Origin of the sequence: Gemmobacter aquaticus, assembly GCF_007859075.1 — a bacterium.
GTDB classification, from domain to species: domain Bacteria; phylum Pseudomonadota; class Alphaproteobacteria; order Rhodobacterales; family Rhodobacteraceae; genus Gemmobacter; species Gemmobacter aquaticus.
In genome coordinates, this window is sequence record NZ_VOAK01000011.1 from 1,464,525 (window position 1) to 1,490,560 (window position 26,036).

Genomic DNA, 26,036 nt, shown 5'->3' on the forward strand with positions numbered 1-26,036 from the left:
GGGAGGGTTCACGACCCTTCCGCACATCAAAACCATGACGGCAGGCGAGGCTCATAGCCCTTTCCGGATTCCGCCAGTCGGTACGGGTTGATCTGCCGCCAAAAGCGGCACCGAGATTTCGCGCACCAGCTTGGCATTGATCGCCTCGCTGAAAGAAGCGAGGGTCGAGACGCTCATCACGAATGCACCCGGCCCGGTGACAAGGTTGCGGCCATACCATTCCGCAAGATCTGGTCGGCTGGTCTGTATCGCAAGGCCGTTGACCGTAACCCCCATGGCCGCCGCCCGCATACGCGCCACGTTCAGCGCGATGTTCTCGCGGGCGCGGGCAATCATGGTTTCCGCCCCATCGCCCGAAACATTGACCAATCGGCGGGGCGCGCAGGACATGTCCAGCGCAATCAGGTCAAGCGCCGTCCAAAGCCCCCGGCCGATCCCCGTGTTTCCGGTCACCCGGCGATCAAGCGCGTCGATGCGTTGGGCAAAGGCCTCTGCCGCGCGTCGGTTGCTGACGTCCTGAAACGGAAGAACCTGCGAGGACATCTCGCCATCCGCCCAAACCACCATCGCGACCTGGACCTGCCCGGCCGACATGATCGCGTTCTGGACCGAAGGCGAACGAAAGGCGTCGGCATAGCCCTGTATTTGCAGCCGAAACTCGGCGTCGTTGACGCTGCCCGAGGCATCCAGCGCCAGTACCAGCACCAGATCAGGGCATCGCGCGGCCCAAGCTGCGGGTGCCCCGGCAGTCCAGAATAGAACCAGAGCAAGGCCTGCCCTGCCCCATGCAGCAGACCGCCGCACGACCCGGCGCCAGCAATCTGGCCGTTGTGCCGGGAAGACACCGAATGCGAACCTGAACATCCTGACCTCCTGAAAATTCACGCCTCCAATCGATTGGCCGCCCCAAGTGGCTGAGCCGGGTCGGCTTTCAGCCTGCGTTCGCTCTCCCACAGCGTCAGCATTGCGGCCATGACAAACCCGCATCCCAGAACCTCGGTCGGTGTGAGCCTCTCATTCAGCAGAAACCATGCCAGAAGGGCCGCGAACGCGGGCTCGACCATCGAGGCCACGAGGCCCAGGTTCGCCGAACGGCACCGGGCCATTCCCGCGCAGAACAGCACATAGGCGAGCGCGGTCGGTCCGAGGCCGAGATAGAAGACCAGTCCGGCAAGGTCCCAGCCAGCCATCGCCCCTATGGGCGCCTGATCGGGCCGGAACAGGTGCAGCATCACAAGCAGGATCAATGCGGCCAGTGTCAGCCCTGCGCCTGCGACCAGCAGCGGCCCGGCTGATTGCGTCAGCCGACGCGCCGCCGAGGTCATCAGCACAAAGGCGGCAGAGGCAATGATCGCCAGCACAAGCCCGTAAGGGTTCAGGCCATCCGCACCGACCGTCATGCTTCCAGCGGCGAAAAAGCCAAGCCCGACAACCGCCAGCCCTAGTGCCAGTAGAGCACCCTTGGCGGGGCTGCGATTGCCGTGCAGGAAACCCAAGGCCGTGCCCATGAGGGGGGGCAAGCAAACCGTCAGGAACACCGTGGTGGTGACCCCCAGCAGGGTGAAGGACTGAAACAGGCAGACCTGAAATACCGCACAACCCATGGCAAAAGACGCAAGCCAGAAGGGCTCCAGCCGCAGGATCGCTGATATCGGCACACGCGCGACGAGCACGAGCAAAACCAGAAGCGCAGGCCCGCCGATGGCCAGACGCGCAAGCCCCAGTTCCTCTTGCGGCAGGATCGCTGCCGACGGGACGAGCCTCGTCGAGACCCCGACCGTCCCCCAAAGACAGGCCGCGGCCATTACCTGTGCGATCCCTGTGACTGCCGACTGATTTCTGCCCTGGCTTTTCACTGCAGCAACTCCCGGCATGTCATGCCCTGTGCGGGGTCATCGGCACGTTGGACTCAACTGCGGCGAAACTAGCCCGGGCGCCTGCTGCAAAGCGCTTGGGTCGGTGCCGTTGAGCAGTCTTGGCACGTGAAATCAGCGTGATTTCATCCGACGGGATCGTGAAATACTGTTTCCACCGTTCAGGCGTGCAGTGGCAGGCCTGTCGCGGTCAGCGCATCGAGGAAACGGTGGTTCCAAGCCGGATCGAGGAACGGCTGCCCTGCAGCCCATGCCGCCGCGCCGAAGGCCGGGTCGAGCTTCATGACCACCTGCGCCGCCGCAGCCGCGTCCTCGGCCCTGCCCTGTTCGTGCAGCCCGATCACGCGGAAAAGATGTGCGTGGATATAGGCGCCGCTCCGGTCGATCGCCGCCTTGGACCAGACGAGCGATTGCGCAAACTGCCCGAGTTGCAGATGGGCCTGCGCCATGTCGCCCGCATACCACGGCGGATACACCGGGCACAGGCGCATCGCCTGTTCGGTCAACCGCAATCCTGCCTCTGGGCGGCCCGAAAAGTTCGCCACATTTGCGGCAATCGCATAGACCATGGCATGGTTCCGGCCAAGCCGCATCGCTTCGGCCAGCGAGGCCTCAGCGGCAGCAAAGTCGCGCTGCTGCATCCGGGCAATCGCGGTCACGACATGCGGCTCGGGGTTTTCGGGATCGAGTTCGCGCCCTTTGGCTGCCGCGTCAAGCGCGGCGGCGATCGATGACGCGGGGTCCATGCTCCAACCACAGAAGGCCTGGCCCCAATGCCACCAGCCCAGCAAGGTATGCGCAGCGGCATAGGTCGGATCGAGCCGGATCGCCTCTTTGATGCAACGATACGCCGCGGGTGAGCAGACGCGGTCATGGCTGGAAATCAGTGTCGAGGCCTGCAGCACGAGCTCCCACGGCTCCAGCTGGTTCGCCCGGTTGAGCTTTGACAGCGCCTGCTCACCCTGCAGCAAGGCCACGTTGATGGCGACCGCGACCTTGAGCGTGATCTCGTCCTGCGCGGCAAAGCCATTGGCCAGATCAATGTCATGGCGATGCGAGAACAGGTATTCCGTTGCCCGGCAATCGACGAGATGCACATTGACCCGGGCCCGCCCGTCAGCAGCCATCAACTGCCCCTCCAGCATGTAGTCGGCTGCCGACGCCCGGTTCAGCGCGAGAAGATCGTCGGGATGTCTGCTGCTGAGTCCAACCGTGCCCATCGCAACCACCCGAAGATAAGGCAGCTTGGACAGGGTGGTCACAAGACTTCCCGAGAGCGACGAGGCAAACAGAAGCTTCTCCCGGTCATCCGAAAGGCAGACCAGCGGATGCACCGCAAGCACGGGCGATGCAGGCGACCGCGGCTCCGCCTGCGGCAATGGCGGACCGGCACTGGCCTGCGCGCGCTCGATGCTGCGCATCAGGGCGAGTGTTTCGGCCGAGACCGGCTCACCAAGCTCGCGGGTATAGAGGTCTTTGAGCAGCCGGAACTGCCGGATCGCCTCATCCCTTGACCCGGTTTCGGCGAGTGCCTCGATCAGCACTTGATGGGCCTCCTCACGCAGGGGATCGGCCGAGACCCATTGCCGGGCCCGCGCAACCCTCTCCCGGCCCAAGGACTGCCTGGCCATCGTCTCTAGCGCCCCGACGTAGAGATCATGCAGATGCCGCCGCTCTGTCCCCGACCAGTCTTCAAACATGGCATCGCGGATGTAGATCCCGTCCAGAAACGGTCCTTGATAGATCGACACCGCATCAGAAAGACGCCCGGCAGCGATGTACGACCGGAACTCAGCCACGTCGCATCGCACACATGACGACCTTAGACCTATCGCGTTGCGTCCGACATCCAGATAGTCGTCGCAGGTCGGCCCGAATGTGCGCCTGATCAAGGCAAGCGTCTGGCGCAGGCTGCTTTTGGCGAGGGCATCGTCGGTACCGCTCCACAGAAGTCCCGAGATCCGGTCACGACTGGCGGTGCAATCGGGCGAGACGGCGAGGATGGCCAAGACTGCCGATGCCTTTTTACCGAGTGAGGCCGCCGGCGCCAACGTCGGGCCTTTGACGTTGAACCCTCCGAGAAGTTTCAGATGGATGGCTTCATCAGATCCGTCCGCCAAGCGCGATCTCCTGCCGATGTGCCTCTCGCCTGTCTCTTGAAACAATACCCTTCTTCGACCACCGGCCGCCAAACCCGACAAAGCACGGATAATCGTCTGAGCAGCGGGATCTAATCGCTTGATGATTGTATAGAATCCAGTCCGATTTCAAGCGGCGTTTCACGCACTCCCCGTCATGTGAGGGGCCATAAAACGGCAAACGTGCAACGGACGTGGGCCGGAGAAAACCCCCGGCCCACATTCTGCACTTCAGCCCACATTTTGTACTTCAGATGGTGCCTGCCGACATCTCGCGGGCGATGTGGTCGGCCTGACGGATTGCCAGCGCCACGATGGTCAGCGTCGGGTTTTCGGCGGCACCTGTGGTGAACTGCGACCCATCCGAGACGAAAAGGTTCGCAATTTCATGGCTTTGCCCCCACTTGTTCACAACCCCGTCTTCCGGCTTTTCCGACATGCGGTTGGTGCCGAGGTTATGCGTGCTTGGATAGGGCGTCGTCGGGAAGGTGCGTGTCGCGCCCACCGCCTCATACATCGCGATCCCCTTGGCATAGGCGTGGTTGCGCATCGCGATGTCATTGGGGTGGTCGTCGAAATGCACGTTCGCAACCGGCAGCCCATACTGGTCCTTGGTTTCCGACAGTGTCACGCCGTTCTGCAGCTGTGGCATGTCCTCGCCCACGATCCAGAGACCGGCCATGTTTTCATAGCTGTCGAGCGCTGTGGTAAAGCCGCGCCCCCAGGCACCGGGGTTGAGGAAGGCCGCCATGAACGGCAGGCCGAGGCTGAGTGTCTCCAACTCATATCCGCCGACAAAGCCGCGCGAGGGGTCGTGCCGGGCCTCATCCTGAACGATGCCCGCCATCGTGGTGCCCCGCCACATCCGCACGGGCTTGTCAAAGACCGCGTACACAGACCCGGTTGTGTGGCGCATGTAGTTCTTGCCCACCATGCCCGAGCCATTTGCCAGCCCGTTCGGGAATTTCGAGGAATGAGAGTTGAGCAGCAGGCGCGGGCTTTCAAAGCTGTTGCCAGCAACGCAGACGATGCGCGCCTTCTGCATTTGAAGGTTGCCGTCCTTGTCGAAATATTCGACGCCGGTCACCTTGCCGCTGTCATCGTGCAGAATGCGCGCAACGTGCGAGCGTTCGCGAACCTCCAGATTGCCCGTCGCCTCACCCGCTGGGATATCGGTATAGGCCGCGCTCCATTTGGCGCCCCATTTGCAGCCCTGAAAGCAGAAGCCGGTCTGTTGGCAGGCCAAGCGACCATCATACTCTTTGGAGTTGATCGCCATGCGACCGGTATGCACTTCCTTGTAGCCAAGTGCCTGGGCGCCTTTCTCGAACACCTTGTAGTTGTTGTTGCCGGGCAGGCCAGGGCGGTCCCCCGTGCGCGTCACGCCCAGCTTGGTTTCGGCCTTGTCATACCACGGCGCCATTTCGGCCCCATCGATCGGCCAGTCGAGCAAGTTTGCCCCTTCGACCTTGCCGTAGTTGGTCAGTGCCTTCCATTCGTGGTCCTGGAACCGGATCGAGGCACCGGCCCAGTGGGTCGTGGTTCCACCCACCGCCTTTACGATCCATGCGGGCAGTCCGGAGAAATCCTTGGCCACACGCCATGTGCCGCTCGTGGTGCGGGCATCGAGCCAGGCGAGTTGCGAGAAGCTATCCCACTCGTCGTTGATGAAATCCTCGGGCAGGTAGCGCCCGCCAGCTTCAAGCGCGACAACCTTGACGCCCTTCTGAGCCAGTTCATTGGCCAGCACCCCGCCGCCTGCGCCGGTGCCGATGATCACGACGACGGAGTCGTCGGACAGTTCAAACTTCGCGACCATATCCGTCTCTCCTCACAGCCAGTCGATGTCGTCGAAACCACGTTCGATGTAGCCACCCTGCGAGAAGGACTCGCCTTCGTAGCCAAACAGCGGCCAGATGTCTTTCTGGTTGTAGAGCCCGGTCACGAGCCCCGCGCGAACGGTCTGAAAGAAGGGCGTGGTCTCGATCGCCTGCAGTACCTTCACCCGGTCTTCCTCCCAGCCGATACTGACGTAATCGGCGTGGCCCTGGGCTTGGGCCGCGGCGTTCAAGGCCGCCACCCCCTCATCGACCAGCGCCTTCTGATCGGCGCTGTCGTAACCTTTGACGGCGACCGCGTAGAAGGCGTCGGCGATGCGGTCATGCGGGTAGATGTCACGCGCCATCTGCACCAGCGCGGCCATCTGTTCAGGCTTGATGGTCGTGACCTCCAGCGCCCAGGCCGCATTCGGGGCGGCGATGAAGCCCGCCCCCACGACGGTAAGGGCGCCGGCGGCGAAGGCGCGTTGCAGCAGGGCGCGACGGGTAAGCCCGGCAAGTTCGGGCCCCGGACTGCGGATCGGGTTGCGGATATCGGGGCGTTTGGCCCGGGAATGTTTCATGGTCTCCTCCCTAAGACTTTGAAACGGTGCAGGAAAACAGCGTCGCCTACTGGAAGCGGCCGCCGCGCTGGATGACTTCGATCTGGTAGCCATCGGGGTCGGCGATGAAGAAGAACTTCGCCACCGTCACATCGCCATTTCTGAAATCGACCACATTGCGTGGCGCAAGCCCCGCTTCGGTCAGGCGGGCATGCTCGGCTGCGACATCGTCGACGCTGACCGCGAAATGGCCATATCCATTGCCCAGGTCGTAGGGTTCGGTCCGGCCCTTGTTCACCGTCAGCTCAAGCTCGAACCCGCATTCGGCATTGGACAGATAGATCAGCGTGAAGCTGTCGAAGTCCAGCCGGTCGGCCACCTTGAGCCCAAAGGCCAGATCATAGAACGCGACCGAACGTGCCTCCTCCAGCACGCGGATCATCGAATGGATTGCCTTGGCCATGTGTCCTCCAAAACCTGTGCAGCTTTGGTAAGATTACAGAACCAATTTTTGCCGGGGTAGTAGGGGGTTACTACAGCAGAATTTTCCTACTCAGCCGCGGCGAGCCTTGGAATCTGTTCGTATTCGCCCAGATGGATTGTGCAGGCACAGCGCAAAAGCGAGGTGAAATTGGTCACCTCACCCTGCTGTTCCAGCACCTCAGAGTGGAGCTTCGACAGGAATGCCGGGGTCGACACGCCTTCTTTCGCAGCGATCTGGTCCAGAATGACCCAGAAGGCGCGTTCCAGCCGGATCGAGGTGGATTGTCCGTTCAGGCGCAGGCGGCGGGTCACCGATTCATAACGGACGGGGTCTTGACCGGCGAATATCTGGCACATGGCTTGATCCTCCCGGAGATGAGGTTAGTCCTCCATGGCGAATCGTCAACATACGCTTAGGTGTGCACTTGCTGCGCCGATCGCGTTGGAATTCGGACGCGCAGAGCACCAAATTTGATAATTCTGCAGTGCAGAAAGTCAAAAAAGTATCACTGGGCATGCTCTGCTGTGGTAGTCACCCCCGTTTCTTTGCGGCAGAGTGATCTGGCAGGGCGGGTCCAGACCTTCCCTGTGCCGCGAGGGGGAGACGCGGGGAAACTGGGAGGAGCGCATGAAACCGGATCTCGAAGTCGTCCAGATCGGACAGGGACAGTCCTTCAAGGCCTGGGAACATGGCTATCCCTATCACACGGTCCGTTGGCATTTTCACCCCGAGATGGAGGTGCACTATGTCGTCGCGACCTCGGGGCGCTACTACATCGGCGACTTCATCGGTGAATTTGGACCGGGCAATCTGGTGCTGACCGGGCCGAACCTGCCGCACAACTGGATCTCGGATGTGCCCGAAGGCACGATCGTGCCGCTGCGCAACCGCGTGCTTCAGTTCCCCGAAGAACTGCTTCTGCGGATCGCAGAGTTGTTTCCCGACACAGGCGGGTTTTCTGCGCTCTTTGACCTGAGCCGGAGGGGGGCACTTTTCTCTGCCGCCTGCTCTGAAATCTGCGCGCCGATCCTGGCCGAACTGGTTCAAGCCAAAGGGCCGAGACGGGCGAGCCTGTTCCTTGACCTGCTGGCCAATCTTGCTGCCGATGCGGGCGCGCGGGCGCTGGCGTCAGACACCTATCTGCCTGATCCGTCAGGCTTCATGACGGCAGGGGTCAACAAGGCGCTGGCCTTCATCAATCAGAACCTGACCGAAGACTTTGGTGAGGTCGATCTGGCCGCAACCGCCGGGATGACGCCCGCCGCCTTCTCGCGCAGCTTTCGCAAGCATACCGGGATGGGCGTGGTCGAATACGTCAACCGGCTGCGGATCAATCTGGCCTGCCAACTGTTGATGAATGACACCGACACAAGTGTGACCGACATCTGCTACGCCACAGGTTTCAACAACCTGTCAAACTTCAACCGGCAATTCCTTCGCAGGAAAGGAATGCCACCGTCACGGTTCCGCGCGCTTTTGCAGGACAACCGGCCCGTGGCGGCCTGACTGAACGACATTGCGAATGACTGGCCGCGCCCGACCAACCGGTGCGCAGCACGGCCGGTTTTTGCCCGACGCAGGGCATGGCAAAGCGCAACCGGGAACTGCCCCTGTCGACTACGGACGGCCGGGAGAGACTAATGTCAACGCTAGGGAGAGAGAACCGATGAAAACCACCACCACCCTTCTGGCTGGCACTGCCATGGCCATGTTCGCGGGGGCAGCCATGGCCCAGGAGGCCGCGACCGTTGCCTTCCTGATGCCCGATCAGGCATCAACCCGCTATGAAGAGCACGACTACCCGGGCTTCAAGGCCGAGATGGGCAAGCTCTGCCCCGATTGCACCGTGATCTATCAGAACGCCAACGCCGATGTGGCGCTGCAGCAGCAACAGTTCAACTCGGTACTGGCGCAGGGCGCCAAGGTCATCGTGCTGGACCCGGTCGACAGTTCGGCCGCTGCGGCGCTGGTTACGCTGGCGCAGTCGCAAGGGGTGAAGGTCATCGCCTATGACCGTCCGATCCCCGGCACGCCGGCCGACTACTATGTGTCCTTCGACAACAAGGGCATTGGCCAGGCCATCGCGCAATCGCTGGTCGACCACCTGAAGGCAAAGGGCGTGCCGGACGGCGCGGGCGTTCTGCAGATCAACGGCTCGCCGACCGATGCGGCCGCCGGACTGATCCGGGACGGCATTGACGCGGCGCTGGACGCATCGGCCTACAAGACGCTGGCCGAATTCGACACTCCCGACTGGGCACCGCCAGAAGCGCAGCAATGGGCAGCCGGCCAGATCACCCGCTTTGGCGCCGACATCGTGGGCGTGGTCGCCGCGAATGACGGCACTGGCGGTGGCGCGATCGCGGCCTTCAAGGCGGCGGGCGTCGATCCGGTTCCGCCGGTCACCGGCAATGACGCGACCATCGCGGCACTGCAACTGATCATCTCGGGCGATCAGTACAACACCATCTCCAAACCTTCGGAGATCGTGGCGGCAGCGGCGGCGAATGTTGCCGTAACCTTCCTCAAGGGAGAAACGCCCGAGGCCAAGACCACACTCTATGATACCCCGTCCGAGCTGTTCGTGCCGGCTGTCGTGACCGCCGAGAACATCAAGGCCGAGATCTTCGACAAGGGGATCAATACCCCCGAGGAAGTCTGCACCGGCGAATACGCCGAGGGCTGCAAGGCCCTTGGGATCACCCAGTAACCCATGACCGTCCGGTCCCGTATGCCGGGGCCGGACACCACCCAAGACCGGGGAGAACGACCAACATGCAGGCACGCGAAAGACTGCCCGCCAAGGGAGAGCGCATCCTGTCTCTGCGCGGCGTAACAAAACGATTTGGCGCCGTCTCGGCGTTGACCGACATCGAGCTGGACATCCACGCAGGCGAAGTCGTGGCGCTTGTGGGCGACAACGGCGCGGGGAAATCGACGCTGGTCAAGGTGCTTGCGGGTGTCCACCAACCCACGGCGGGCAGCATCGAATACATGGGTCGCCCCGTGACGCTCGACAGCCCCGCCAAGGCACTGGAAATGGGCATCGCCACGGTCTTTCAGGACCTCGCCTTGTGCGAGAACCTCGATGTCGTCGCGAACCTGTTCCTGGGGCACGAGCTTTCGCCCTGGCGGCTGGACGAGGTGCAGATGGAGGTCCGCGCCTGGACACTGCTGAAAGAGCTTGCCGCGCGTATCCCCTCGGTCCGCGAGCCCATCGCCTCGCTGTCGGGCGGACAGCGCCAGACCGTGGCCATCGCCCGGTCGCTGCTGCTTGATCCGCGCATCATCATGCTGGACGAACCCACCGCCGCACTTGGCGTGGCCCAGACCGCCGAGGTGCTGAACCTGATCGAGCGCGTCCGCGACCGGGGCTTGGGCGTCATCATCATCAGCCACAATATGGAAGACGTGCGCGCCGTGGCCGACCGGATCGTCGTGCTGCGCCTTGGCCGGAACAATGGCGTCTTCACGCCCGAAACCTCGAACCAGGACCTCGTCGCGGCCATTACCGGTGCCACGGAAAACTCCGTCTCGCGGCGGCAGGGGCGGCTGGCTGCCGAAGCAGGGGGAACCACTGCATGACGACCGACAATGACAAGACCACGCTTGACCGCGCCGATGCGCGGGTGCGCCATGACGACAGCCTGAAGGGGGCGATCCGCGACTTTACCGACCGGCTGCGTTCGGGCGATCTGGGAATGCTGCCGGTCATCGTCGGCCTCGTGCTGATCTCGACCGTTTTCTCGGCGCTCAACCCGGTGTTTCTGGCCCCCAATAACCTTGTGAACCTGCTTTTTGACTGCGCGACCGTGGGTGTGATCTCGCTCGGGATCGTCTGCGTGCTCATGCTGGGCGAGATCGACCTGTCGGTCGGCTCGATGAGCGGCCTTGCCTCGGCGATGATCGGGGTGCTGTGGGTCAATGCAGGGGTCTCTCTGCCGCTTGCCATCGTTGCGGCGCTTGCAACGGGCGCAATGATCGGGGCGGTCTATGCGACGCTCTACAACCGGCTTGGGATGCCCAGCTTCGTCTCTACCCTGTCCGGTCTGCTGGCAATTCTGGGCCTGCAGCTTTACATCCTCGGCCCCACCGGCTCGATCAACCTGCCGTTTGCATCGGCACTGGTGGGCTTTGGCCAGCTGTGGATCCTTCCTGCCTGGCTGTCCTATCTTCTCGGCCTTCTGCCCGGCGCTGTCATGGTCTGGGTCGGTCTGTCGGTGATGCGGCAGCGCACGGCGGCGGGGCTTTCGGCACAACCGCTTGGGCGGCTGGTGCTGAAGGCTGCGGCGCTGACGGTTGGTCTGGAAGGCGCGATCTACTACCTGCACCTCGGTCGGGGCGTGCCGGTGATGTTTGGCCTGTTCGTCCTTCTTGCCGTGATCCTGAACTACGGATTGACGCGCACCCAATGGGGCCGGTCGATGTTTGCCGTCGGCGGCAACCGCGAGGCCGCGCGCCGATCGGGGATCAACGTGCGCCGCATCTACCTGTCGGCCTTCATGCTCTGCTCCACCCTTGCGGCACTGGGCGGGATCCTCTCGGCGGCGCGGCTTGCCTCTTCCAGCCAGCAGGCGGGCACGGGCGACGTCAACCTGAACGCCATCGCGGCGGCAGTGATCGGTGGCACCAGCCTTTTCGGCGGACGGGGCAGCGCCTGGTCGGCGGTGCTTGGGATCATCGTGATCCAGGCCATTTCCAACGGGCTGACGCTGCTGAACCTGTCGTCGTCCCTTCGCTACATGATCACCGGCGGCGTCCTTGCCATCGCCGTGATCGTTGACAGCCTGGCACGCCAGTCGCGCGTCAGCCATGGCCGTGGCTAAGCATCAACGGAGCAGAATGATGACCGGACGTATGACGGGAAAAGTGGCCGCGATCACCGGCGCGGCCTCGGGGATCGGGCTGGAGTGCGCGCGCGCGCTGCTGGCAGAGGGGGCGCGGGTCGTGCTGATCGACCGGGCCGAGGACCGGCTGCAAGCGCTCTGCGCTGAACTTGGGCCGAGCGCCCTGCCCCTTGTGGTCGACCTTCTGGATGGCGCGCAGGTGTCGGGCATGCTGCCCCGGATCCTTGCGCTGACCGGGCACCTCGACATCTTTCACGCCAATGCCGGGGCCTATATCGGCGGCCCCGTGCAAGAGGGCGATCCCGACAGCTGGGACCGCATGCTGAACCTCAACATCAACGCGGCCTTCCGTTCGATCCATGCGGTCCTCCCCCACATGATTGAACGGCAGACGGGGGACATCGTGCTGACCTCTTCGATCGCCGGTGTCGTGCCCGTGGTGTGGGAACCGATCTACACCGCCTCGAAATTCGCCGTTCAGGCCTTTGCCCACACGATCCGCCGGCAGCTCGCGCCGCATGGCATCCGCGTGGGTGCGGTGCTGCCCGGCCCGGTGGTCACGGCACTTCTGGACGACTGGCCAAAGGCCAAGATGGAAGAGGCGCTGGCCAATGGGAGCCTGATGCAACCGGTCGAAGTGGCCGAGGCGGTGGTCTTCATGCTGACCCGCCGCAAGGGCGTGGTCGTGCGCGATCTGGTGATCCTGCCCAACACGGTGGACCTGTAAGATGCTGATCGGTGTCGATGTCGGAACGGGGTCTGCGCGGGCAGGTGTCTTCGATGACACGGGCCGCCTGCTTGGCGTCGGAAAGCACCCCGTGACCATGTGGCAGGAACCGGGTGAGATCGTCGAGCAATCGTCGGACCAGATATGGGACGCAGTTTCTCGTGCCGTTCGCGGGGCGCTAGCCGCCGCCGATGTTGCGCCGCAGGCAATCCGCGGCATCGGCTTTGATGCCACATGCTCGCTTGTCGTCGTCGGCAAGGATGGCGAAGGCGTGCCGGTGGGCCCTTCGGGCGATCCTCAGCGCAACGTCATCGTCTGGATGGACCACCGCGCCCATGCCGAGGCGAGTGAAATCAATGCAGGCGGCCATGCGGTGCTTGACTATGTCGGCGGCCGGATCTCGCCCGAGATGGAGACGCCAAAGCTGTTGTGGCTGGCACGGCACATGCCGCAGTCCTTTGCAAAGGCCGCGCATTTCCTTGACCTGTCTGATTATCTGACATGGCGTGCAACCGGGCAGCTTGCGCGATCTTCCTGCACGGTGACCTGCAAATGGACCTATCTTGCGCATGAGGGCCGTTGGGATGCGCGCTACTTCCACGCCATCGGCCTGGGGGCGCTGGCAGACGAGGGCTTTGCGCGCATCGGGACCGAAGTCGTCCCGCCGGGCACCGCGCTTGGCGGGCTGACCGCAAAGGCGGCGGCCGACCTTGGGCTGCATCAGGGCGTCACGGTCGCCGCAGCGCTGATCGACGCCCATGCCGGGGGGCTGGGCACGCTCGGCGCGCGCCTTCCGGGCGTGACCGAGGACCCGACGCGAAGGCTCGCCTATATCTTCGGCACCTCTGCCTGCACCATGGCATCGACGCGCGCGGCGACGCCTGTTCCGGGGGTCTGGGGCCCCTACTTCGGCGCAATGCTGCCCGACCTCTGGCTGAACGAGGGCGGCCAATCCGCGGCGGGCGCGGCGCTGGATCATCTGGTGCACCTGCATCGCGACGCCGAAGCCATTTCCCGTGAGGCCGAGGCGAACGGGGTTTCGCTGATCTCTTACGTCGCGCGCCATGCCGCCACCCTGGGTCCCACGCTTTCGGACACGATCCGCGCCGCCGCCGAGATCGTGGTGGTGCCCGAGTTCCTTGGAAACCGCTCTCCCTTTGCAGAGCCGGATGCGCGGGCGGTGATCGCGGGGCTGGGCCTTGATCGCGGGATGGGTAGCCTCGCGGCGCTCTATCTGGCCGGACTTTCAGGCATTGGCTATGGGCTTCGGCAATTGCTGGATCGCTTCAACGGTCAGGGCATCCGCATCGAGGCCATCATCGCCAGCGGCGGTGCGGCGCAGAGCGACCTCGCCTGCCAGATGCTTGCCGACAGCACGGGCGTTCCGGTTGCCCTGCCCACCGCGCCCGAGCCAATCTTGCTGGGCTCCGCCATGCTGGCGGCCATCGCATCCGGGCTGCACCCGGATGCCGCGACCGCCATGTCCGCGATGACGGGCGATGCGCAGCTCTTTGTTCCGGCGGACGGAGAGTTGGCAAGGCTGCATGCCGCACGGTTCGAGGCCTTCGCCGCACTGCAAGGTGCTGCACGGGACTTGCGCGCGGCCCTGCGTTGACGGGCAATGACCGGAACGACATCGACGGCGGCGGCGCCCCGATCAGGCACCTGCCCCGTCGATCTGTGCCTCCGCCTTCGCCGGAGGGTTGACACGGATTCTTATTTCCGACTGATTTAGTATTGATTTCCACATAGCGGCGCAATACGAGAAGCCGACAATTATAGTCGGATAAACGGAATACCATCATGTGGAACAAAAGCCCCGCAGTGCTCGGTGGCGTCGCTGCTGCAGTTCTTTGCACCTCTGTGCAGGCAGAGCCGACGACCTACCCCCTGACAATCGAGAATTGCGGCCAGCAGGTTACCTTTGCCAAGGCGCCAGAACGCACCGTAGCGCTTGGGCAGAACAGCGCAGAAATCCTGCTGCTGCTTGGACTTGAGGACCGTATGGCAGCAACCGCCTTCTGGCCGAACAAGGTTCTGCCAGAGCTGGAAGCCGCGAACAGCAAGGTCGAGGTTCTGACAGTTGAATTCCCGACGCTGGAGGCAGTGCTGTCCAAGCAACCCGATTTCGTGCCGGCCATGCTCGTCACCCTGATGGGGCCCGACAGCAAGGTCGCCAAGCGCGAGGATTTTGAGGGGCTCGGCATCCCGACCTACCTCTCGCCCAGTGCCTGCACCACCACGGACACCACGACAGACGCCTATGGCAGCCGTGACAAGCTCTGGACGATGGATCTGCTCTACAAGGAGATCGACGATCTTTCGCGCATCTTTGACGTGGCTGATCGCGGACAGGCGCTGATTGCCGACTTCAAGGCGCGCGAGGCAGCGCTTCGGCAAGAGTTCGCGAAGAAAGACAATCTGACCTTCCTCTTCTGGTTCTCGAGCCCCTCGCCTGCGGACGACGCCTATCTGGGCGGCGGCAATGGCCCGTCGGGATACATCGCCGATCTTCTGGGGGGCACGAACGCCATCCAGACCGACGCGGAATGGCCGACGCTGGGCTGGGAAGGCATCATGGCCGCAAACCCGACCGTCTTTGTCGCGGCGCAGGTTGACCGCAACCGCTGGGATCTGGACGATGCAAAGACGAAAGTCGGCTTCCTGACTTCTGACCCGACCGTCAGCCAGATGGAGGCAGTCAAATCCGGACGGATCGTGGTGATGAGCGGGGCCGCCATGAACCCGAGCATCCGCACGCTTTACGGCGCGGAAGAACTGGCGTCGCAACTCAAGACCCTTGATCTGCCGTGACACCCTCTGATGAAACCGGAAGCGGGGCGGGTTGGCTCGCCCTCTTCTTGGTGCTTGTCCTTGCTGTCCTTGCCTTTGCGGTCGCGCTTGCGACCGCCATAGGCGACTACAGCATCGGTCTTCGCACCGTCACACTTGCGATTACCAACGGACTGGGGCTGACCGGGGCCGATATTCCGCCAATCGAGGAAAGTGTTGTCTGGGATCTGCGGTTAAGCCGGGCCTTGGTCGCCGCTCTGGCGGGGGCCGGGCTTGCGATCTGCGGCGCGATCCTGCAGGCGCTGCTGCGCAACGCGCTGGCCGAGCCCTTTGTGCTGGGCGTCTCGGCGGGGGCCTCGACAGGGGCGGTCTGCGTGATCGTGCTGGGCATCGGGGCGGGCAGCCTTTCGCTGTCGGCGGGGGCATTCGCGGGGGCCTTTGCGGCCTTCGCCCTCGTCGCGATCTTGTCGAACGGTGCTACGAGCGGGCCGAACCACACGATCCTCGCAGGGGTTGCAGCATCGCAACTCTTCAACGCGCTGACGTCCTATGTCGTCACCACGTCGGGCAATGCACAGCAGGCGCGCGACGTGATGTTCTGGCTTCTTGGCAGTTTTGGCGGCGTGCGATGGCCCGACTTCCAGCTTCTGTGCGCGGTGGTGATCTGCGGTCTGGCGATCTGTCTTTGGATGGCGCGCGCGCTCGACGCCTTTACGTTTGGCGATGAGGATGCCGCCGCATTGGGCGTGCCGGTTGCACGCATCCGGCTGATCCTCTTTGCCGTTACCGCGATGATGACCGCGACCATCGTCAGCATGGTGGGCTCCATCGGCTTCGTCGGGTTGGTGGTTCCACATGCCGCGCGCCATCTGGTTGGTCCGCTGCACCTGCGCCTCTTGCCCGCCTGCGCGGCGGTGGGGGCCGTCTTCATGGTGCTGGCCGATATCGCCTCGCGCGTGATCGTGGCGCAGCAGACCATTCCCATCGGGGTCGTCACCGCGTTGGTGGGCGTGCCGTTCTTTGCAATCATCCTCTACCGCTCGAGGCCGCAGACATGAGTGTCGTCGCCAGCAATCTGGTCTGGGGCGTCCGGCGCAAGCGCATTGTGTCAGATGTCTCGCTTTCGGTCGCGCAAGGGGAAACGCTGGGGCTGATCGGCCCCAACGGGTCGGGCAAATCCTCGCTTCTGCGGCTGCTCGCGGGCCTCAGACGCCCCCAGTCGGGCCGGGTCGAGATCAGCGGCCAGGATATTTCGCAGATCCCGCGACGCGCCTTGGCGCGGCAATTGGCCTTCGTCCAGCAGAATGCCGCGACGGATACCAACGTGTCGGTGCGCGATGTCGTGCGCTTGGGGCGGACGCCACATCGATCAGCCCTTTCGGGCTGGTCGGCGGTGGATGAACTTGCCGTCGCAAGCGCGCTGGAACGCGTCGACATGACGGATCGCCGCGCGCAACCGTGGCAGACCCTGTCGGGCGGTGAACGCCAGCGGGTGCATATCGCCCGCGCGCTGGCCCAATCGCCGCGTGTCATGTTTCTGGACGAGCCGACCAACCACCTCGACATCCACCATCAGATCGAGATCCTGCGGATGGTACGGGACCTCGACCTGACCAGCATTGTCGCGCTGCACGACCTGAACCTTGCCGCGCTGTTCTGCGACCGTATTGCCGTGTTGCAGAACGGCGTTCTGGTGGCCTGTGGTCGGCCGGCCGAGGTGCTGACCCAGTCCCTGCTGCGCGATATCTTCCGCGTTCAGGCCGAGGTCAACAATATCGATCAGACCGGCCGGCCGCATATTCGCTTCAAGACCGGCTGACGCCGCATGTGCTGAAGGGCGCGTCAATCTGCGAGGCCGCTATACAACGCGGGCTGACTCCGGCATCTCTAGGCACAGGGGAACGCTGGATGGGGGCGCGGCGCTTTGACGGGGTCACGGCGGATATGGACGGTGGTGATGGGTGCGGCGCTCTGCCTTGCGCTTGTCTTTGCTGTCGAGCGTCTGGTCCGCGCCTCGACCTTCATGGAAGCGCAAGAGACGGCCGAGAATACCTTGCGCCAGACTGTCTACGCGCTTGAAGGCCATCTGCGCCGCTATGAGGTTCTGCCCGCCTTGCTCGCACGCCAGGTGGAGGTCCGGTCATTCCTTGCCACTCCGCCGGGATCTGCGGGGATCGAGCAGATGAACCTCTGGCTTAAACACACCAACCGGGTCATCGAATCCTCCGACCTCTACCTGATCGCGCCCGATGGCACGACGCTCGCGGCATCGAACTTTGATCAGAGCGACAGCTTCGTCGGCCAGAACTTTACCTACCGGCCCTATTTCACCACAGCCATCGCCGGTGGATCGGGCCAGTTCTTCGGGCTTGGCACGACCTCAGGCGTACGGGGCTATTACTTCGCCTCGCCCGTGCGGGACTGGGCGGGGCGGATCGTGGGGGTTGTCGCCCTGAAGATCGGGGTGGACGATCTTGAAACCGGCTGGCTCGCCTCGACCCATCATACGCTGGTGACTGACCCCGATGGGATCGTCTTCATGGCGACTGACCCTGTCTGGCGCTATCGCGGCCTGCTGCCTCTGACCCCGGATCGGATCGCGCGGACCAAGACCTCGCGCCGCTATGCCGATACGCCGCTCTACCCCTTGGGTCAGCGCGAGTCCGCTGACAACGGGCGCTCATTGGTGACGCTCGCCGGGTCGGATGGGATCGCGCGCGAATACCTTGCCGTCAACCGCGAGATGCCGGGTGCCGGCTGGACGGTCCGCGTACTTTTCGACACCGGACCCATCCGCGCGCAGGTGCGTCTTGCGGTGGCGGCCTTTGCGCTGCTTTTGGGGATCGGGCTCTCGCTTGGCTGGGCGCTCTGGCAACGCCGGGCGCGGCTGGCTGAACGCATCGCCCTGCAGGCGCGCGCGCAGGCAGAGCTTGAACGACAGGTGGCTGAACGGACCGCCGACCTGCGCCATGCCAATGATGAGCTGCACCGGATGCAGGCTGACATGATTCAGGCCGGAAAGCTCGCAGCCCTCGGCCGCATGTCGGCGGCGCTCAGCCACGAGATCAACCAGCCGCTTGCAGCGGCGCGCAACTACGCCGACAGCGCGGCCCTGTTGATCGAGAGGGGCGACCTGCCCCGCGCCAGCGACAACATCGCGCAAATCCTGTCCTTGATCGACCGGATGGCCACGATCGCGCGGCACCTGCGCAACGTGGCGCGCAAGCCCAATGAGCCACTGAAGACGCTTTCGCTGCATGATGCGGTGACAGACGCGCTGCAGGTTGCAGAGACCCGGCTCAGGGCCTCAAACGTCGAGGTAAGGAACAAACTGCCAAAGGATCTGCCTATGGTGCTGGGCGGGCCGGTGCGGCTGCAGCAGGTGATCGTGAACCTTCTGTCCAACGCCGCCGATGCGATGGACAGCACCGGGGGCGAGGTCGAGCTTGCCGCAGCATCCGATGGCGATACCGTCACACTGACGGTCCGCGACCACGGACCCGGCGTGGCGCCGGCCATCGTCGACCGTATCTTCGATCCGTTCTTCACCACCAAGACCGTGGGCAGCGGGCTCGGGCTTGGCCTGTCGATCAGCTACAATATCGTCAAGGACTTTGGCGGCGACCTGCGCGTTGCAAATCATCCTGATGGGGGCGCGGTGTTTTCCGTGATACTGCAGGCGGCCAAGGCACTGCAACCGGCGGCACAATGACATGACCCAGACCGTTCTGCTGATCGATGATGACGAGGCGATGCGCCGGTCCACCGAACAGGCCTTGGAGCTTGCTGGGCACCACGTCCGCGCCTTTGCCAGCGCGGAAGAAGCGTTGCGAACCGCGGCGCCAGGGTTGAACGGTGTTGTCGTCAGCGACATCCGCATGCCCGGCATGGATGGGATGACCCTGCTTCAACACCTGCAAGAGATTGACCCCGACCTGCCGGTGATCCTGATCACGGGCCATGCCGAGGTCGCGCTGGCGGTCGAGGCGATGCGGCGCGGCGCCTATGACTTCATCGAAAAGCCCTTTGCCATGCAGGCCTTCGGCGCGGTGCTGAAACGCGCGCTCGATCACCGTGCGCTGGTGATCGAGAACCGCCGCCTGCGCGCCGTCGCGGGGCAACATGACGATATCGAGGCGCGGCTGCCCGGCAGGTCCTCGGCCATGATCGATCTGCGCCGGCAGGTTCGCAGCATCGGCCCATCCGAAACCGATGTTCTGATCACCGGTCCCACCGGATCCGGCAAAGAGGTGGTCGCACGGGCGCTGCATGATCTCTCCCCGCGCGCAGGAAAACCCTTTGTCGCCATCAACTGCGCCGCCCTGCCCGCCACCCTGATCGAAAGCGAGCTTTTCGGGCATGAAGCTGGCGCCTTTCCGGGGGCCATGCGCGCACGGTTTGGCCGGTTCGAGCATGCGCGGGGTGGCACCATCCTTCTGGACGAGATCGGCTCGATGCCGCTAGAATTGCAGGCAAAGCTGCTGCGCGTGCTGCAGGACCGGGTGATCCTGCGTCTGGGATCGAACGATCCGCTTGCGTTGGACGTGCGCTTTCTGGCGACATCCAAGGTCGATCTGGCACAGGCCGTGGCCCAAGGCGCCTTTCGCGAGGATCTGTTCTGGCGGCTGAACGTCGCGAGCCTGCGCTTGCCAGCGCTTGCAAACCGCCGCGAGGATATTCCGGTGCTGTTCCTTCACCTCTTGCGGGAATCCGCTGCCCGTCACGGGGTCGAGGATCGTCTTCCCGACCCCGCGCTGCTTGCACAGATGACAGCACTCGACTGGCCCGGCAACGTGCGCGAATTGCGCAACGCGGCGGAACGCCATGTGCTGGGCCTCGACTGGCTGGAAGCCGAGGGCGCCCCTGCCACCCGACTTGCCGAACGCGTCGCCGAATACGAACGCAGCGTGATCGCGGCTGCCATCACCGCCCATCGCGGGCGCCTGCGACCGGTCTATGAATCGCTCGGCATCAGCCGAAAGACGCTCTACGAAAAGATGCAGAAACATGGCCTCGACCGCCACCTGATCCGCGACGGAGACGATGGAGAGGCCTGACCCCGCGCCGGATGGGTGGATATCCACCCATGCGAAACAGCGTATGTTACCCTTTCCACCCATGCCGCCCTTCAGGCACGCATTTTCCGGCACGACACGGCTGCGCGACCTTTGCGACCGCAGGCCTGCCAAGGCTTCATGTTCCCAACCGCGCGGCTGAGGAGACCACGCGGGGCGATTACAGCCACGTCTGGGAGGACATGATGACGCTGACCAAAACGCTCGCCGGCCTTGCCGCCGGCACGCTGCTTTCCACCACCGCAGCCTTTGCCCAAGCCTATCCCGAACGCCAGATCACCATGGTCGTGCCATTCTCGGCCGGTGGGCCGACCGATACGGTTGGCCGCCTGATCGCCGAACGCATGTCGGCCGATCTGGGCCAGCAGATCATCGTCGAGAATGTGGGCGGCGCGGGCGGCACGCTGGGCGCCGGACAGGTCGCCGGGGCAGAGGCCGATGGCTACACCATCCTTCTGCATCACATCGGCATGGCCACCAGCCCCACGCTCTACCGCAACCTCGCCTTCAACCCGCTTGAGGCGTTCGAATATGTGGGCCTCGTCACCGAGGTGCCGATGACCATCGTTGCGCGCAAGGATCTGGAGCCCACGGACTTCCCCGGTCTTGTCGCCTACGTCAAGGAAAACGCCGACACCATCACCATGGCAAACGCCGGGATCGGGGCCGCCTCGCATCTGTGCGGGATGCTGTTCATGCAGGCGCTGGATGCCCCGATCGTCACAGTTCCCTACAAGGGCACCGGCCCCGCGATGACCGAGCTTCTGGGCGGGCAGATTGACCTGATGTGCGACCAGACCACCAACACCACCGAGCAGATCAAGGGCGGTACGATCAAGGCCTATGCCGTGACCACCCCTGCCCGTCTTGCCGTCTTCCCCGACCTTCCGACCGTGTCCGAAGGCGGCATGCCCGGCATGGAGGTCTCCGTCTGGCATGGTCTTTACGCGCCGAAGGGCACGCCGGCTGATGTGGTAGAGCGTCTCTCTGCCTCGCTGCAATCTGCGCTGGCTGATCCGGGGATTGCAGAGAAGCTTGGTGAACTGGGCACCGCACCCTCACCCGCCGCAGACGCCACGCCCGCCGGGCTGAAGGCCAAGCTCGAGGCCGAGATTGCGCGCTGGAAGCCGGTGATCGAAACCGCCGGCGTCTATGCCGATTGATGGAGCAGGGCCGCGCGGCAGCGTGCGGCCCCACCTGCCACCTGGCGGAGGTCCCAATGAAAATCACGTCCATCGACCGCGCAGATGCCGCCTCGGGCATTCTTTTCCTGCTGTTCGGGCTGTTCTTCGGCAGCCAGTCCCTTGGCCTCGAACTCGGCACAGCCTTCCGTATGGGGCCGGGGTTCTTCCCTCTGATCCTGTCTGGCGTGCTGATGTGCTTCGGGCTTTTGGTGCTGTTCAACGCCTTCAAGACCGATCAGCCCGGCGACATGGGCAGCTTTGCCTGGCGCGGGCTGCTCTTCATCCTGCCTGCACCGATCTTCTTCGGACTGACGGTCCGCGGGCTTGGCTTCGTGCCGGCGATCTTCCTGACCACGGTGATCGCGGGGCTCGCCTCGCTCAAGATGCGCCCGCACTGGGCAATCCTGCTTGCCATCGCGGTCACGATCTTCTCGACGCTGGTGTTTTCATACGCCCTTGGCCTGCCGTTCCGGCGCTTTGGCCCTTGGCTGAGCTTCTGAGGCAAACATGGACCTGATTTCCAACCTTGGCCTTGGCTTCGCGACGGCGGCCAGCCCTGAAAACCTGCTGTTCTGCCTGATCGGGGTGATCCTCGGCACGCTCATCGGCGTTCTACCCGGCATCGGGGCGACGGCGACCATCGCGATGCTGCTGCCGATCACCTTCCAGCTGGAACCGGTGTCGTCGCTGATCATGCTGGCGGGCATCTACTACGGCGCGCAGTATGGCGGATCGACGACCGCAATCCTGATCAACATGCCGGGCGAAAGCTCATCCGCCGTCACCGCCATTGACGGCTACCAGATGGCCCGCCGGGGCAAGGCCGGAACTGCGCTCGCCGTGGCGGCACTCGGGTCTTTCTTCGCGGGTACTGTGGCGACCCTGCTCGTGGCGCTTTTCGCACCGCCCCTTACCGTGATCGCGCTGAAGTTTGGTGCGGCCGAGTATTTCAGCCTGATGGTGCTGGGCCTCGTCTCGGCCATCGCGCTTGCACATGGATCGATCCTGAAGGCGCTGGCGATGGTGGTTCTGGGCCTTTTGCTGGGCCTTGTCGGGACCGACATCTACACCGGAACGCCGCGCTTTACCCTTGGTATCACCGAATATGCAGACGGGCTGAACTTCGTGGCGCTGGCCGTGGGCGTGTTCGGTATCGCCGAGATCCTGCGCAATCTTGAGGGCGAGCAGGACCGGACCGTGCTTGGCACCAATCTGGGCGGGCTGTTCCCCACGCGTGAGGATCTGAAGCAGATGGTCGCCCCGATGGTGCGAGGAACAGCCTTGGGCTCGATCCTTGGCATCCTGCCGGGCGGCGGGGCGGTCCTTGCCTCTTTCGCCTCCTACACGATGGAAAAGCGGCTGTCGGATCGTCCGCAAGACTTTGGTCAGGGGGCGATTGCCGGGGTGGCCGGCCCTGAATCCGCCAACAACGCGGGCGCACAGACCAGCTTCATTCCGCTGCTGACGCTCGGCATTCCGGCAAACCCGGTGATGGCGCTGATGGTGGGGGCGATGATCATTCAGGGTATCGTGCCGGGGCCGAACGTGGCCACCGAACAGCCCGCCCTGTTCTGGGGGATCATTGCCAGCATGTGGATCGGCAACCTGATGCTGGTGGTGCTCAACCTGCCGCTTATCGGGCTTTGGGTGCGGCTTCTGAAGGTGCCTTACCACGTTCTCTTTCCCATCATCATGGCGTTCTGCTCGATCGGGGTCTATTCCGTGAACTCGAACGTCTATGACCTGTTCGCCGTCGCCTTCTTCGGCCTGCTCGGCTATGCGCTGATCAAGCTGCGCTGCGAACCTGCGCCCTTGCTTCTGGGCTTTGTTCTGGGCCCGATGCTGGAAGAGAACCTGCGCCGCGCGATGATCCTTGGGCGGGGCGATCCGTCAATCTTCGTGACCCGCCCGATCAGCGCCGTCCTGCTGGCCCTGACGGTCGGTGTGCTGGTGGTGGTTCTGCTGCCTTCAATCCGCAAGAAGCGTGACGAGGTCTTTGTCGAGGCCGACTGACCCGCCCACTGCCGATCAAGCCGCGAGGGCCGAAACGCCTTCGCGGCAGTTCCATGTCTGCCCCTGACTTGAATAATCGCCGGCACGCGCCTATCTTTGTGGACCAGAACACCGGAGATGCCAACGACATGAACATGACCCTCGCCGCTTTTAACCCTATGGTTTCGCTGCGAGAAGTAATGTCCCATGCCTGCATCCATCTCCCTGTCCGGCCTGTCGTGGTCTACCCCTGACGGCACGCCACTTTTTACAAACATCGATCTAAGCTTTACCGCCGAACGAACTGGACTCGTTGGGCGAAATGGCGTTGGCAAGAGCACGCTGCTGCGACTGATCGCGGGCGAGCTGCACCCATCGGCAGGTCAGATCCGCATATCCGGCACGATTGCCAGCACCCGGCAAGAAGCACTGGTGCGACCCGATGATACCATCGCCGACCTGTTCGGCGCACGTGCCGCACTTGATCTGCTGAACCGGGCCGAATCCGGGTTGGCCAATGCGGATGAACTGGCCGCAGCGGACTGGACCCTGCCCGCGCGGCTAGAGGCCGCCCTGCTGCGATGCGGCCTTGACGTCGGCCCGCAGACGCCACTTCAAATCCTGTCCGGTGGCCAGCGCAGCCGCGCCTCTCTGGCCGCACTGATCCTGGCCGATCCCGATTTCATGCTGCTGGACGAACCCACGAACAACCTTGACCGCGAGGGCCGAAAGGCCGTGATCGAGCTTCTGCGCAGCTGGAATGGTGGTGCCATCATCGTCAGCCACGACCGCGAGTTGCTGGAGGAGATGGATGCCATCGTCGAGCTGACCTCTCTGGGTGCAACACGATACGGCGGGGGGTACAGCGCCTTCCGCGAGCACAAGGCGACAGAGATGGAGGCTGCGCGCGCGGCTCTTGCCCATGCCGAAAAAACCAGCGTCCAAACTGCGCGCCGCGCCCAGCAGGCGACCGAGCGAAAGGCCCGCAAGGACGGTGCGGGACATCGGGCGCGGTCAAACGGCGGCCAGCCAAAGATCCTGATGGATGCGGCCAAAGGTCGGGCCGAGGCATCTGGCGGCTCGGGCGTGCGTCTGCGCGAAGCCCGCCGCGAGGCCGCAGAGGCGGCGCTCTCTGCAGCCCGCGAACGGATCGAGGTCTTGCAGCCGCTTCGCATGGACATCCCGCCGACTGGCCTCGCAAGCGGCAGGACGGTTCTGCGGCTGGAATGCGTGACAGGTGGATATGACCCCGACCAGCCGATCATCCGCGATCTGACCTTGACCATGACAGGCCCCGTACGCGGCGTTATTGCCGGACCGAACGGCAGTGGAAAAACCACGCTGCTGCGGTTGATCATTGGTGAGATCGCGCCGCAGTACGGTCGGGTCGATCTGCTGGTTTCCCATGCTGTGCTGGATCAGCATGTCACGCTGCTGGACCCTGCCATGACGCTGCGTGACAATTTCATGCGTCTGAACCCGGCCTCGGATACGGGGATCGCGCAGGCGGCGCTGGCGCGCTTTGGCTTCCGCGCAGGCGACGCACTGCGATGCGCGGGCGATCTGAGCGGGGGAGAGCGCCTGTGCGCCGGGCTTGCCTGTACCCTGGGCGCCCTGCCCCCGCCCATGCTGCTGATCCTCGACGAGCCCACCAATCACCTCGATCTGGAGGGGCTGACCGCGCTGGAGGCGGCACTCGCCACTTATGACGGCGCCGTGCTGGCGATCAGCCACGATGCCGCGTTCATCAGGTCACTCGCGCCCGATTGGACGCTGCGGTTGCCGGTTTGACGGGACATGCAAGGCGCGCCCGTTGCCCGTGCAAGACGACCGCCTTCACTCAACCTCGCCCCGGCTGTCCGGAACGCGTCCGGGGCGCGGCCTGAAGACCGGAAGATAGATATCAAACCGGATGGCAAGCGCGCGCAGCCCGAAGGCTGCACTGACGGCAAGGCCCATGGCGGCAAGCCGTGGCAGGCCAAAGCCCTCGGCCACCAGAAACACGACCGACCCAAGTGCGGCAGCGGTGACGTAGATGTCGCGCCGCAAAAGGATCGAAGGCTCTTGTCCAAGCAGATCGCGCAGGATCCCCCCGACGGATGCGGTGATGACACCCATGCAAACCGCGATCAGCGATCCTGTCCCAAGGTCATGCGCCTTGGCTGTGCCGACAGTCGTGACCAGAGCCATGCCGAAAGCATCAAGATAGAGCAGGATCCGGTAGCGCGACGCCACCAGATGCGCCGTGAAATGAACCAGCGCCGCCGCCCCCAGACAGAGCGCAAGCGGCGTAGAGTTGACGACCCAGAAGACCGGCACATCAAGCAGCAGATCGCGAACCGTACCGCCGCCGATGCCAGTCACGACTCCCAGCCACATGAAGCCCACGATATCCATCTGGTTGCGTGAGGCGACCAGCGCACCTGTGACCGCAAAGACGACCACCGACGCAAGGTCAAGCAGACGCAGGATATCCGTCATCTCGGCCATCATCACTTCCTCAGACATGGTTTGCAAAAAGACATCGCCGCCTACTGCCCCG

General features: G+C 63.9%; 23 protein-coding genes. 15 read left to right on the top strand and 8 right to left on the bottom strand.

Annotated features, from left to right (window positions below):
• Positions 1-51 precede the first annotated feature (51 nt).
• The 7 genes from FQU74_RS09230 to FQU74_RS09260 all read right to left on the bottom strand — a co-directional run bounded on the left by FQU74_RS09230 (position 52) and on the right by FQU74_RS09260 (position 7,232).
• Positions 52-864, bottom strand: coding sequence for a DUF1194 domain-containing protein (locus FQU74_RS09230; RefSeq protein WP_158635563.1), 813 nt, complete (start codon positions 862-864; stop codon positions 52-54).
• 17 nt (positions 865-881) lie between these two features.
• Entirely contained in the window at positions 882-1,805 is a 924-nt protein-coding gene (locus FQU74_RS09235) for a DMT family transporter (RefSeq protein ID WP_158635564.1), read from the bottom strand.
• 230 nt (positions 1,806-2,035) lie between these two features.
• Positions 2,036-3,994 (bottom strand): BTAD domain-containing putative transcriptional regulator, encoded by a 1,959-nt coding sequence (locus FQU74_RS09240; RefSeq protein WP_158635565.1) that lies wholly within the window; start codon positions 3,992-3,994, stop codon positions 2,036-2,038.
• 268 nt (positions 3,995-4,262) lie between these two features.
• Complete coding sequence (locus tag FQU74_RS09245; protein WP_146286098.1) at positions 4,263-5,831, bottom strand: GMC family oxidoreductase; 1,569 nt, start codon at positions 5,829-5,831, stop codon at positions 4,263-4,265.
• 12 nt (positions 5,832-5,843) lie between these two features.
• A complete protein-coding gene (locus FQU74_RS09250; RefSeq protein ID WP_146286099.1) occupies positions 5,844-6,413 on the bottom strand; it encodes a Twin-arginine translocation pathway signal in 570 nt (189 codons plus the stop codon).
• A gap of 46 nt (positions 6,414-6,459) precedes the next feature.
• A complete protein-coding gene (locus tag FQU74_RS09255) occupies positions 6,460-6,855 on the bottom strand; it encodes a VOC family protein (protein WP_146286100.1) in 396 nt (131 codons plus the stop codon).
• Positions 6,856-6,941: 86 nt separating this feature from the next.
• Complete coding sequence (locus FQU74_RS09260; protein WP_146286101.1) at positions 6,942-7,232, bottom strand: ribbon-helix-helix domain-containing protein; 291 nt, start codon at positions 7,230-7,232, stop codon at positions 6,942-6,944.
• A gap of 271 nt (positions 7,233-7,503) precedes the next feature.
• On the opposite strand from FQU74_RS09260, the gene FQU74_RS09265 reads away from it, so the two are divergent.
• From FQU74_RS09265 to FQU74_RS09335, 15 genes are all read left to right on the top strand, one after another.
• The gene (locus tag FQU74_RS09265; RefSeq protein WP_146286102.1) at positions 7,504-8,382 is read left to right on the top strand and encodes a helix-turn-helix domain-containing protein; all 879 of its coding nucleotides are present in this window, start codon (positions 7,504-7,506) and stop codon (positions 8,380-8,382) included.
• Positions 8,383-8,542: 160 nt separating this feature from the next.
• Positions 8,543-9,586, top strand: a complete 1,044-nt coding sequence (locus tag FQU74_RS09270; protein WP_146286103.1) for an ABC transporter substrate-binding protein — start codon at positions 8,543-8,545, stop codon at positions 9,584-9,586.
• 65 nt (positions 9,587-9,651) lie between these two features.
• Complete coding sequence (locus FQU74_RS09275; protein WP_146286104.1) at positions 9,652-10,461, top strand: ATP-binding cassette domain-containing protein; 810 nt, start codon at positions 9,652-9,654, stop codon at positions 10,459-10,461.
• Positions 10,458-11,702 (top strand): sugar ABC transporter permease, encoded by a 1,245-nt coding sequence (locus FQU74_RS09280; RefSeq protein ID WP_146286105.1) that lies wholly within the window; start codon positions 10,458-10,460, stop codon positions 11,700-11,702. Before FQU74_RS09275 ends, FQU74_RS09280 begins: the two co-directional genes overlap by 4 nt.
• Positions 11,703-11,721: 19 nt before the next feature.
• Complete coding sequence (locus FQU74_RS09285; protein ID WP_146286106.1) at positions 11,722-12,450, top strand: SDR family oxidoreductase; 729 nt, start codon at positions 11,722-11,724, stop codon at positions 12,448-12,450.
• Between the two features lies 1 nt (position 12,451).
• Complete coding sequence (locus FQU74_RS09290; RefSeq protein ID WP_146286107.1) at positions 12,452-14,065, top strand: FGGY-family carbohydrate kinase; 1,614 nt, start codon at positions 12,452-12,454, stop codon at positions 14,063-14,065.
• A 188-nt stretch (positions 14,066-14,253) separates the two neighbouring features.
• Positions 14,254-15,264, top strand: coding sequence for an ABC transporter substrate-binding protein (locus tag FQU74_RS09295; protein ID WP_146286108.1), 1,011 nt, complete (start codon positions 14,254-14,256; stop codon positions 15,262-15,264).
• Entirely contained in the window at positions 15,261-16,301 is a 1,041-nt protein-coding gene (locus FQU74_RS09300) for a FecCD family ABC transporter permease (RefSeq protein ID WP_146286109.1), read from the top strand. Before FQU74_RS09295 ends, FQU74_RS09300 begins: the two co-directional genes overlap by 4 nt.
• On the top strand, positions 16,298-17,062 hold the full coding sequence (locus tag FQU74_RS09305; protein ID WP_146286110.1) for an ABC transporter ATP-binding protein: 765 nt from the start codon (positions 16,298-16,300) through the stop codon (positions 17,060-17,062). The genes FQU74_RS09300 and FQU74_RS09305 overlap by 4 nt, the downstream gene beginning before the upstream one ends.
• A 105-nt stretch (positions 17,063-17,167) precedes the next feature.
• Positions 17,168-18,955 (top strand): sensor histidine kinase, encoded by a 1,788-nt coding sequence (locus FQU74_RS09310; protein ID WP_158635566.1) that lies wholly within the window; start codon positions 17,168-17,170, stop codon positions 18,953-18,955.
• Position 18,956: 1 nt separating this feature from the next.
• A complete protein-coding gene (locus FQU74_RS09315; protein ID WP_146286112.1) occupies positions 18,957-20,300 on the top strand; it encodes a sigma-54-dependent transcriptional regulator in 1,344 nt (447 codons plus the stop codon).
• Between the two features lie 203 nt (positions 20,301-20,503).
• Positions 20,504-21,481, top strand: a complete 978-nt coding sequence (locus tag FQU74_RS09320; protein ID WP_146286113.1) for a tripartite tricarboxylate transporter substrate-binding protein — start codon at positions 20,504-20,506, stop codon at positions 21,479-21,481.
• 56 nt (positions 21,482-21,537) lie between these two features.
• Positions 21,538-22,002, top strand: a complete 465-nt coding sequence (locus FQU74_RS09325) for a tripartite tricarboxylate transporter TctB family protein (protein WP_146286114.1) — start codon at positions 21,538-21,540, stop codon at positions 22,000-22,002.
• A gap of 7 nt (positions 22,003-22,009) precedes the next feature.
• Positions 22,010-23,515 carry a tripartite tricarboxylate transporter permease gene (locus FQU74_RS09330; RefSeq protein WP_146286115.1) on the top strand — a complete coding sequence of 502 codons (1,506 nt, stop codon included), beginning with the start codon at positions 22,010-22,012 and terminating at the stop codon, positions 23,513-23,515.
• A 186-nt stretch (positions 23,516-23,701) separates the two neighbouring features.
• Positions 23,702-25,285 carry an ABC-F family ATP-binding cassette domain-containing protein gene (locus tag FQU74_RS09335; RefSeq protein ID WP_146286116.1) on the top strand — a complete coding sequence of 528 codons (1,584 nt, stop codon included), beginning with the start codon at positions 23,702-23,704 and terminating at the stop codon, positions 25,283-25,285.
• Positions 25,286-25,330: 45 nt separating this feature from the next.
• Here the strand turns inward: FQU74_RS09335 and FQU74_RS09340 are convergent, their stop codons facing one another.
• On the bottom strand, positions 25,331-26,002 hold the full coding sequence (locus FQU74_RS09340) for a trimeric intracellular cation channel family protein (RefSeq protein ID WP_229704291.1): 672 nt from the start codon (positions 26,000-26,002) through the stop codon (positions 25,331-25,333).
• Between the last annotated feature and the right edge of the window lie 34 nt (positions 26,003-26,036).

Excerpts from the sequence above, each read along its gene's own strand:
- FQU74_RS09230 (WP_158635563.1), bottom strand. The coding sequence starts at position 864 with ATGTTCAGGTTCGCATTCGGTGTCTTCCCGGCACAACGGCCAGATTGC.
- FQU74_RS09235 (WP_158635564.1), bottom strand. The coding sequence starts at position 1,805 with ATGGCCGCGGCCTGTCTTTGGGGGACGGTCGGGGTCTCGACGAGGCTC.
- FQU74_RS09245 (WP_146286098.1), bottom strand. The coding sequence starts at position 5,831 with ATGGTCGCGAAGTTTGAACTGTCCGACGACTCCGTCGTCGTGATCATC.
- FQU74_RS09250 (WP_146286099.1), bottom strand. The coding sequence starts at position 6,413 with ATGAAACATTCCCGGGCCAAACGCCCCGATATCCGCAACCCGATCCGC.
- FQU74_RS09255 (WP_146286100.1), bottom strand. The coding sequence starts at position 6,855 with ATGGCCAAGGCAATCCATTCGATGATCCGCGTGCTGGAGGAGGCACGT.
- FQU74_RS09260 (WP_146286101.1), bottom strand. The coding sequence starts at position 7,232 with ATGTGCCAGATATTCGCCGGTCAAGACCCCGTCCGTTATGAATCGGTG.
- FQU74_RS09265 (WP_146286102.1), top strand. The coding sequence starts at position 7,504 with ATGAAACCGGATCTCGAAGTCGTCCAGATCGGACAGGGACAGTCCTTC.
- FQU74_RS09270 (WP_146286103.1), top strand. The coding sequence starts at position 8,543 with ATGAAAACCACCACCACCCTTCTGGCTGGCACTGCCATGGCCATGTTC.
- FQU74_RS09275 (WP_146286104.1), top strand. The coding sequence starts at position 9,652 with ATGCAGGCACGCGAAAGACTGCCCGCCAAGGGAGAGCGCATCCTGTCT.
- FQU74_RS09280 (WP_146286105.1), top strand. The coding sequence starts at position 10,458 with ATGACGACCGACAATGACAAGACCACGCTTGACCGCGCCGATGCGCGG.
- FQU74_RS09285 (WP_146286106.1), top strand. The coding sequence starts at position 11,722 with ATGACCGGACGTATGACGGGAAAAGTGGCCGCGATCACCGGCGCGGCC.
- FQU74_RS09290 (WP_146286107.1), top strand. The coding sequence starts at position 12,452 with ATGCTGATCGGTGTCGATGTCGGAACGGGGTCTGCGCGGGCAGGTGTC.
- FQU74_RS09295 (WP_146286108.1), top strand. The coding sequence starts at position 14,254 with ATGTGGAACAAAAGCCCCGCAGTGCTCGGTGGCGTCGCTGCTGCAGTT.
- FQU74_RS09305 (WP_146286110.1), top strand. The coding sequence starts at position 16,298 with ATGAGTGTCGTCGCCAGCAATCTGGTCTGGGGCGTCCGGCGCAAGCGC.
- FQU74_RS09315 (WP_146286112.1), top strand. The coding sequence starts at position 18,957 with ATGACCCAGACCGTTCTGCTGATCGATGATGACGAGGCGATGCGCCGG.
- FQU74_RS09320 (WP_146286113.1), top strand. The coding sequence starts at position 20,504 with ATGACGCTGACCAAAACGCTCGCCGGCCTTGCCGCCGGCACGCTGCTT.
- FQU74_RS09325 (WP_146286114.1), top strand. The coding sequence starts at position 21,538 with ATGAAAATCACGTCCATCGACCGCGCAGATGCCGCCTCGGGCATTCTT.
- FQU74_RS09330 (WP_146286115.1), top strand. The coding sequence starts at position 22,010 with ATGGACCTGATTTCCAACCTTGGCCTTGGCTTCGCGACGGCGGCCAGC.
- FQU74_RS09335 (WP_146286116.1), top strand. The coding sequence starts at position 23,702 with ATGCCTGCATCCATCTCCCTGTCCGGCCTGTCGTGGTCTACCCCTGAC.
- FQU74_RS09340 (WP_229704291.1), bottom strand. The coding sequence starts at position 26,002 with ATGTCTGAGGAAGTGATGATGGCCGAGATGACGGATATCCTGCGTCTG.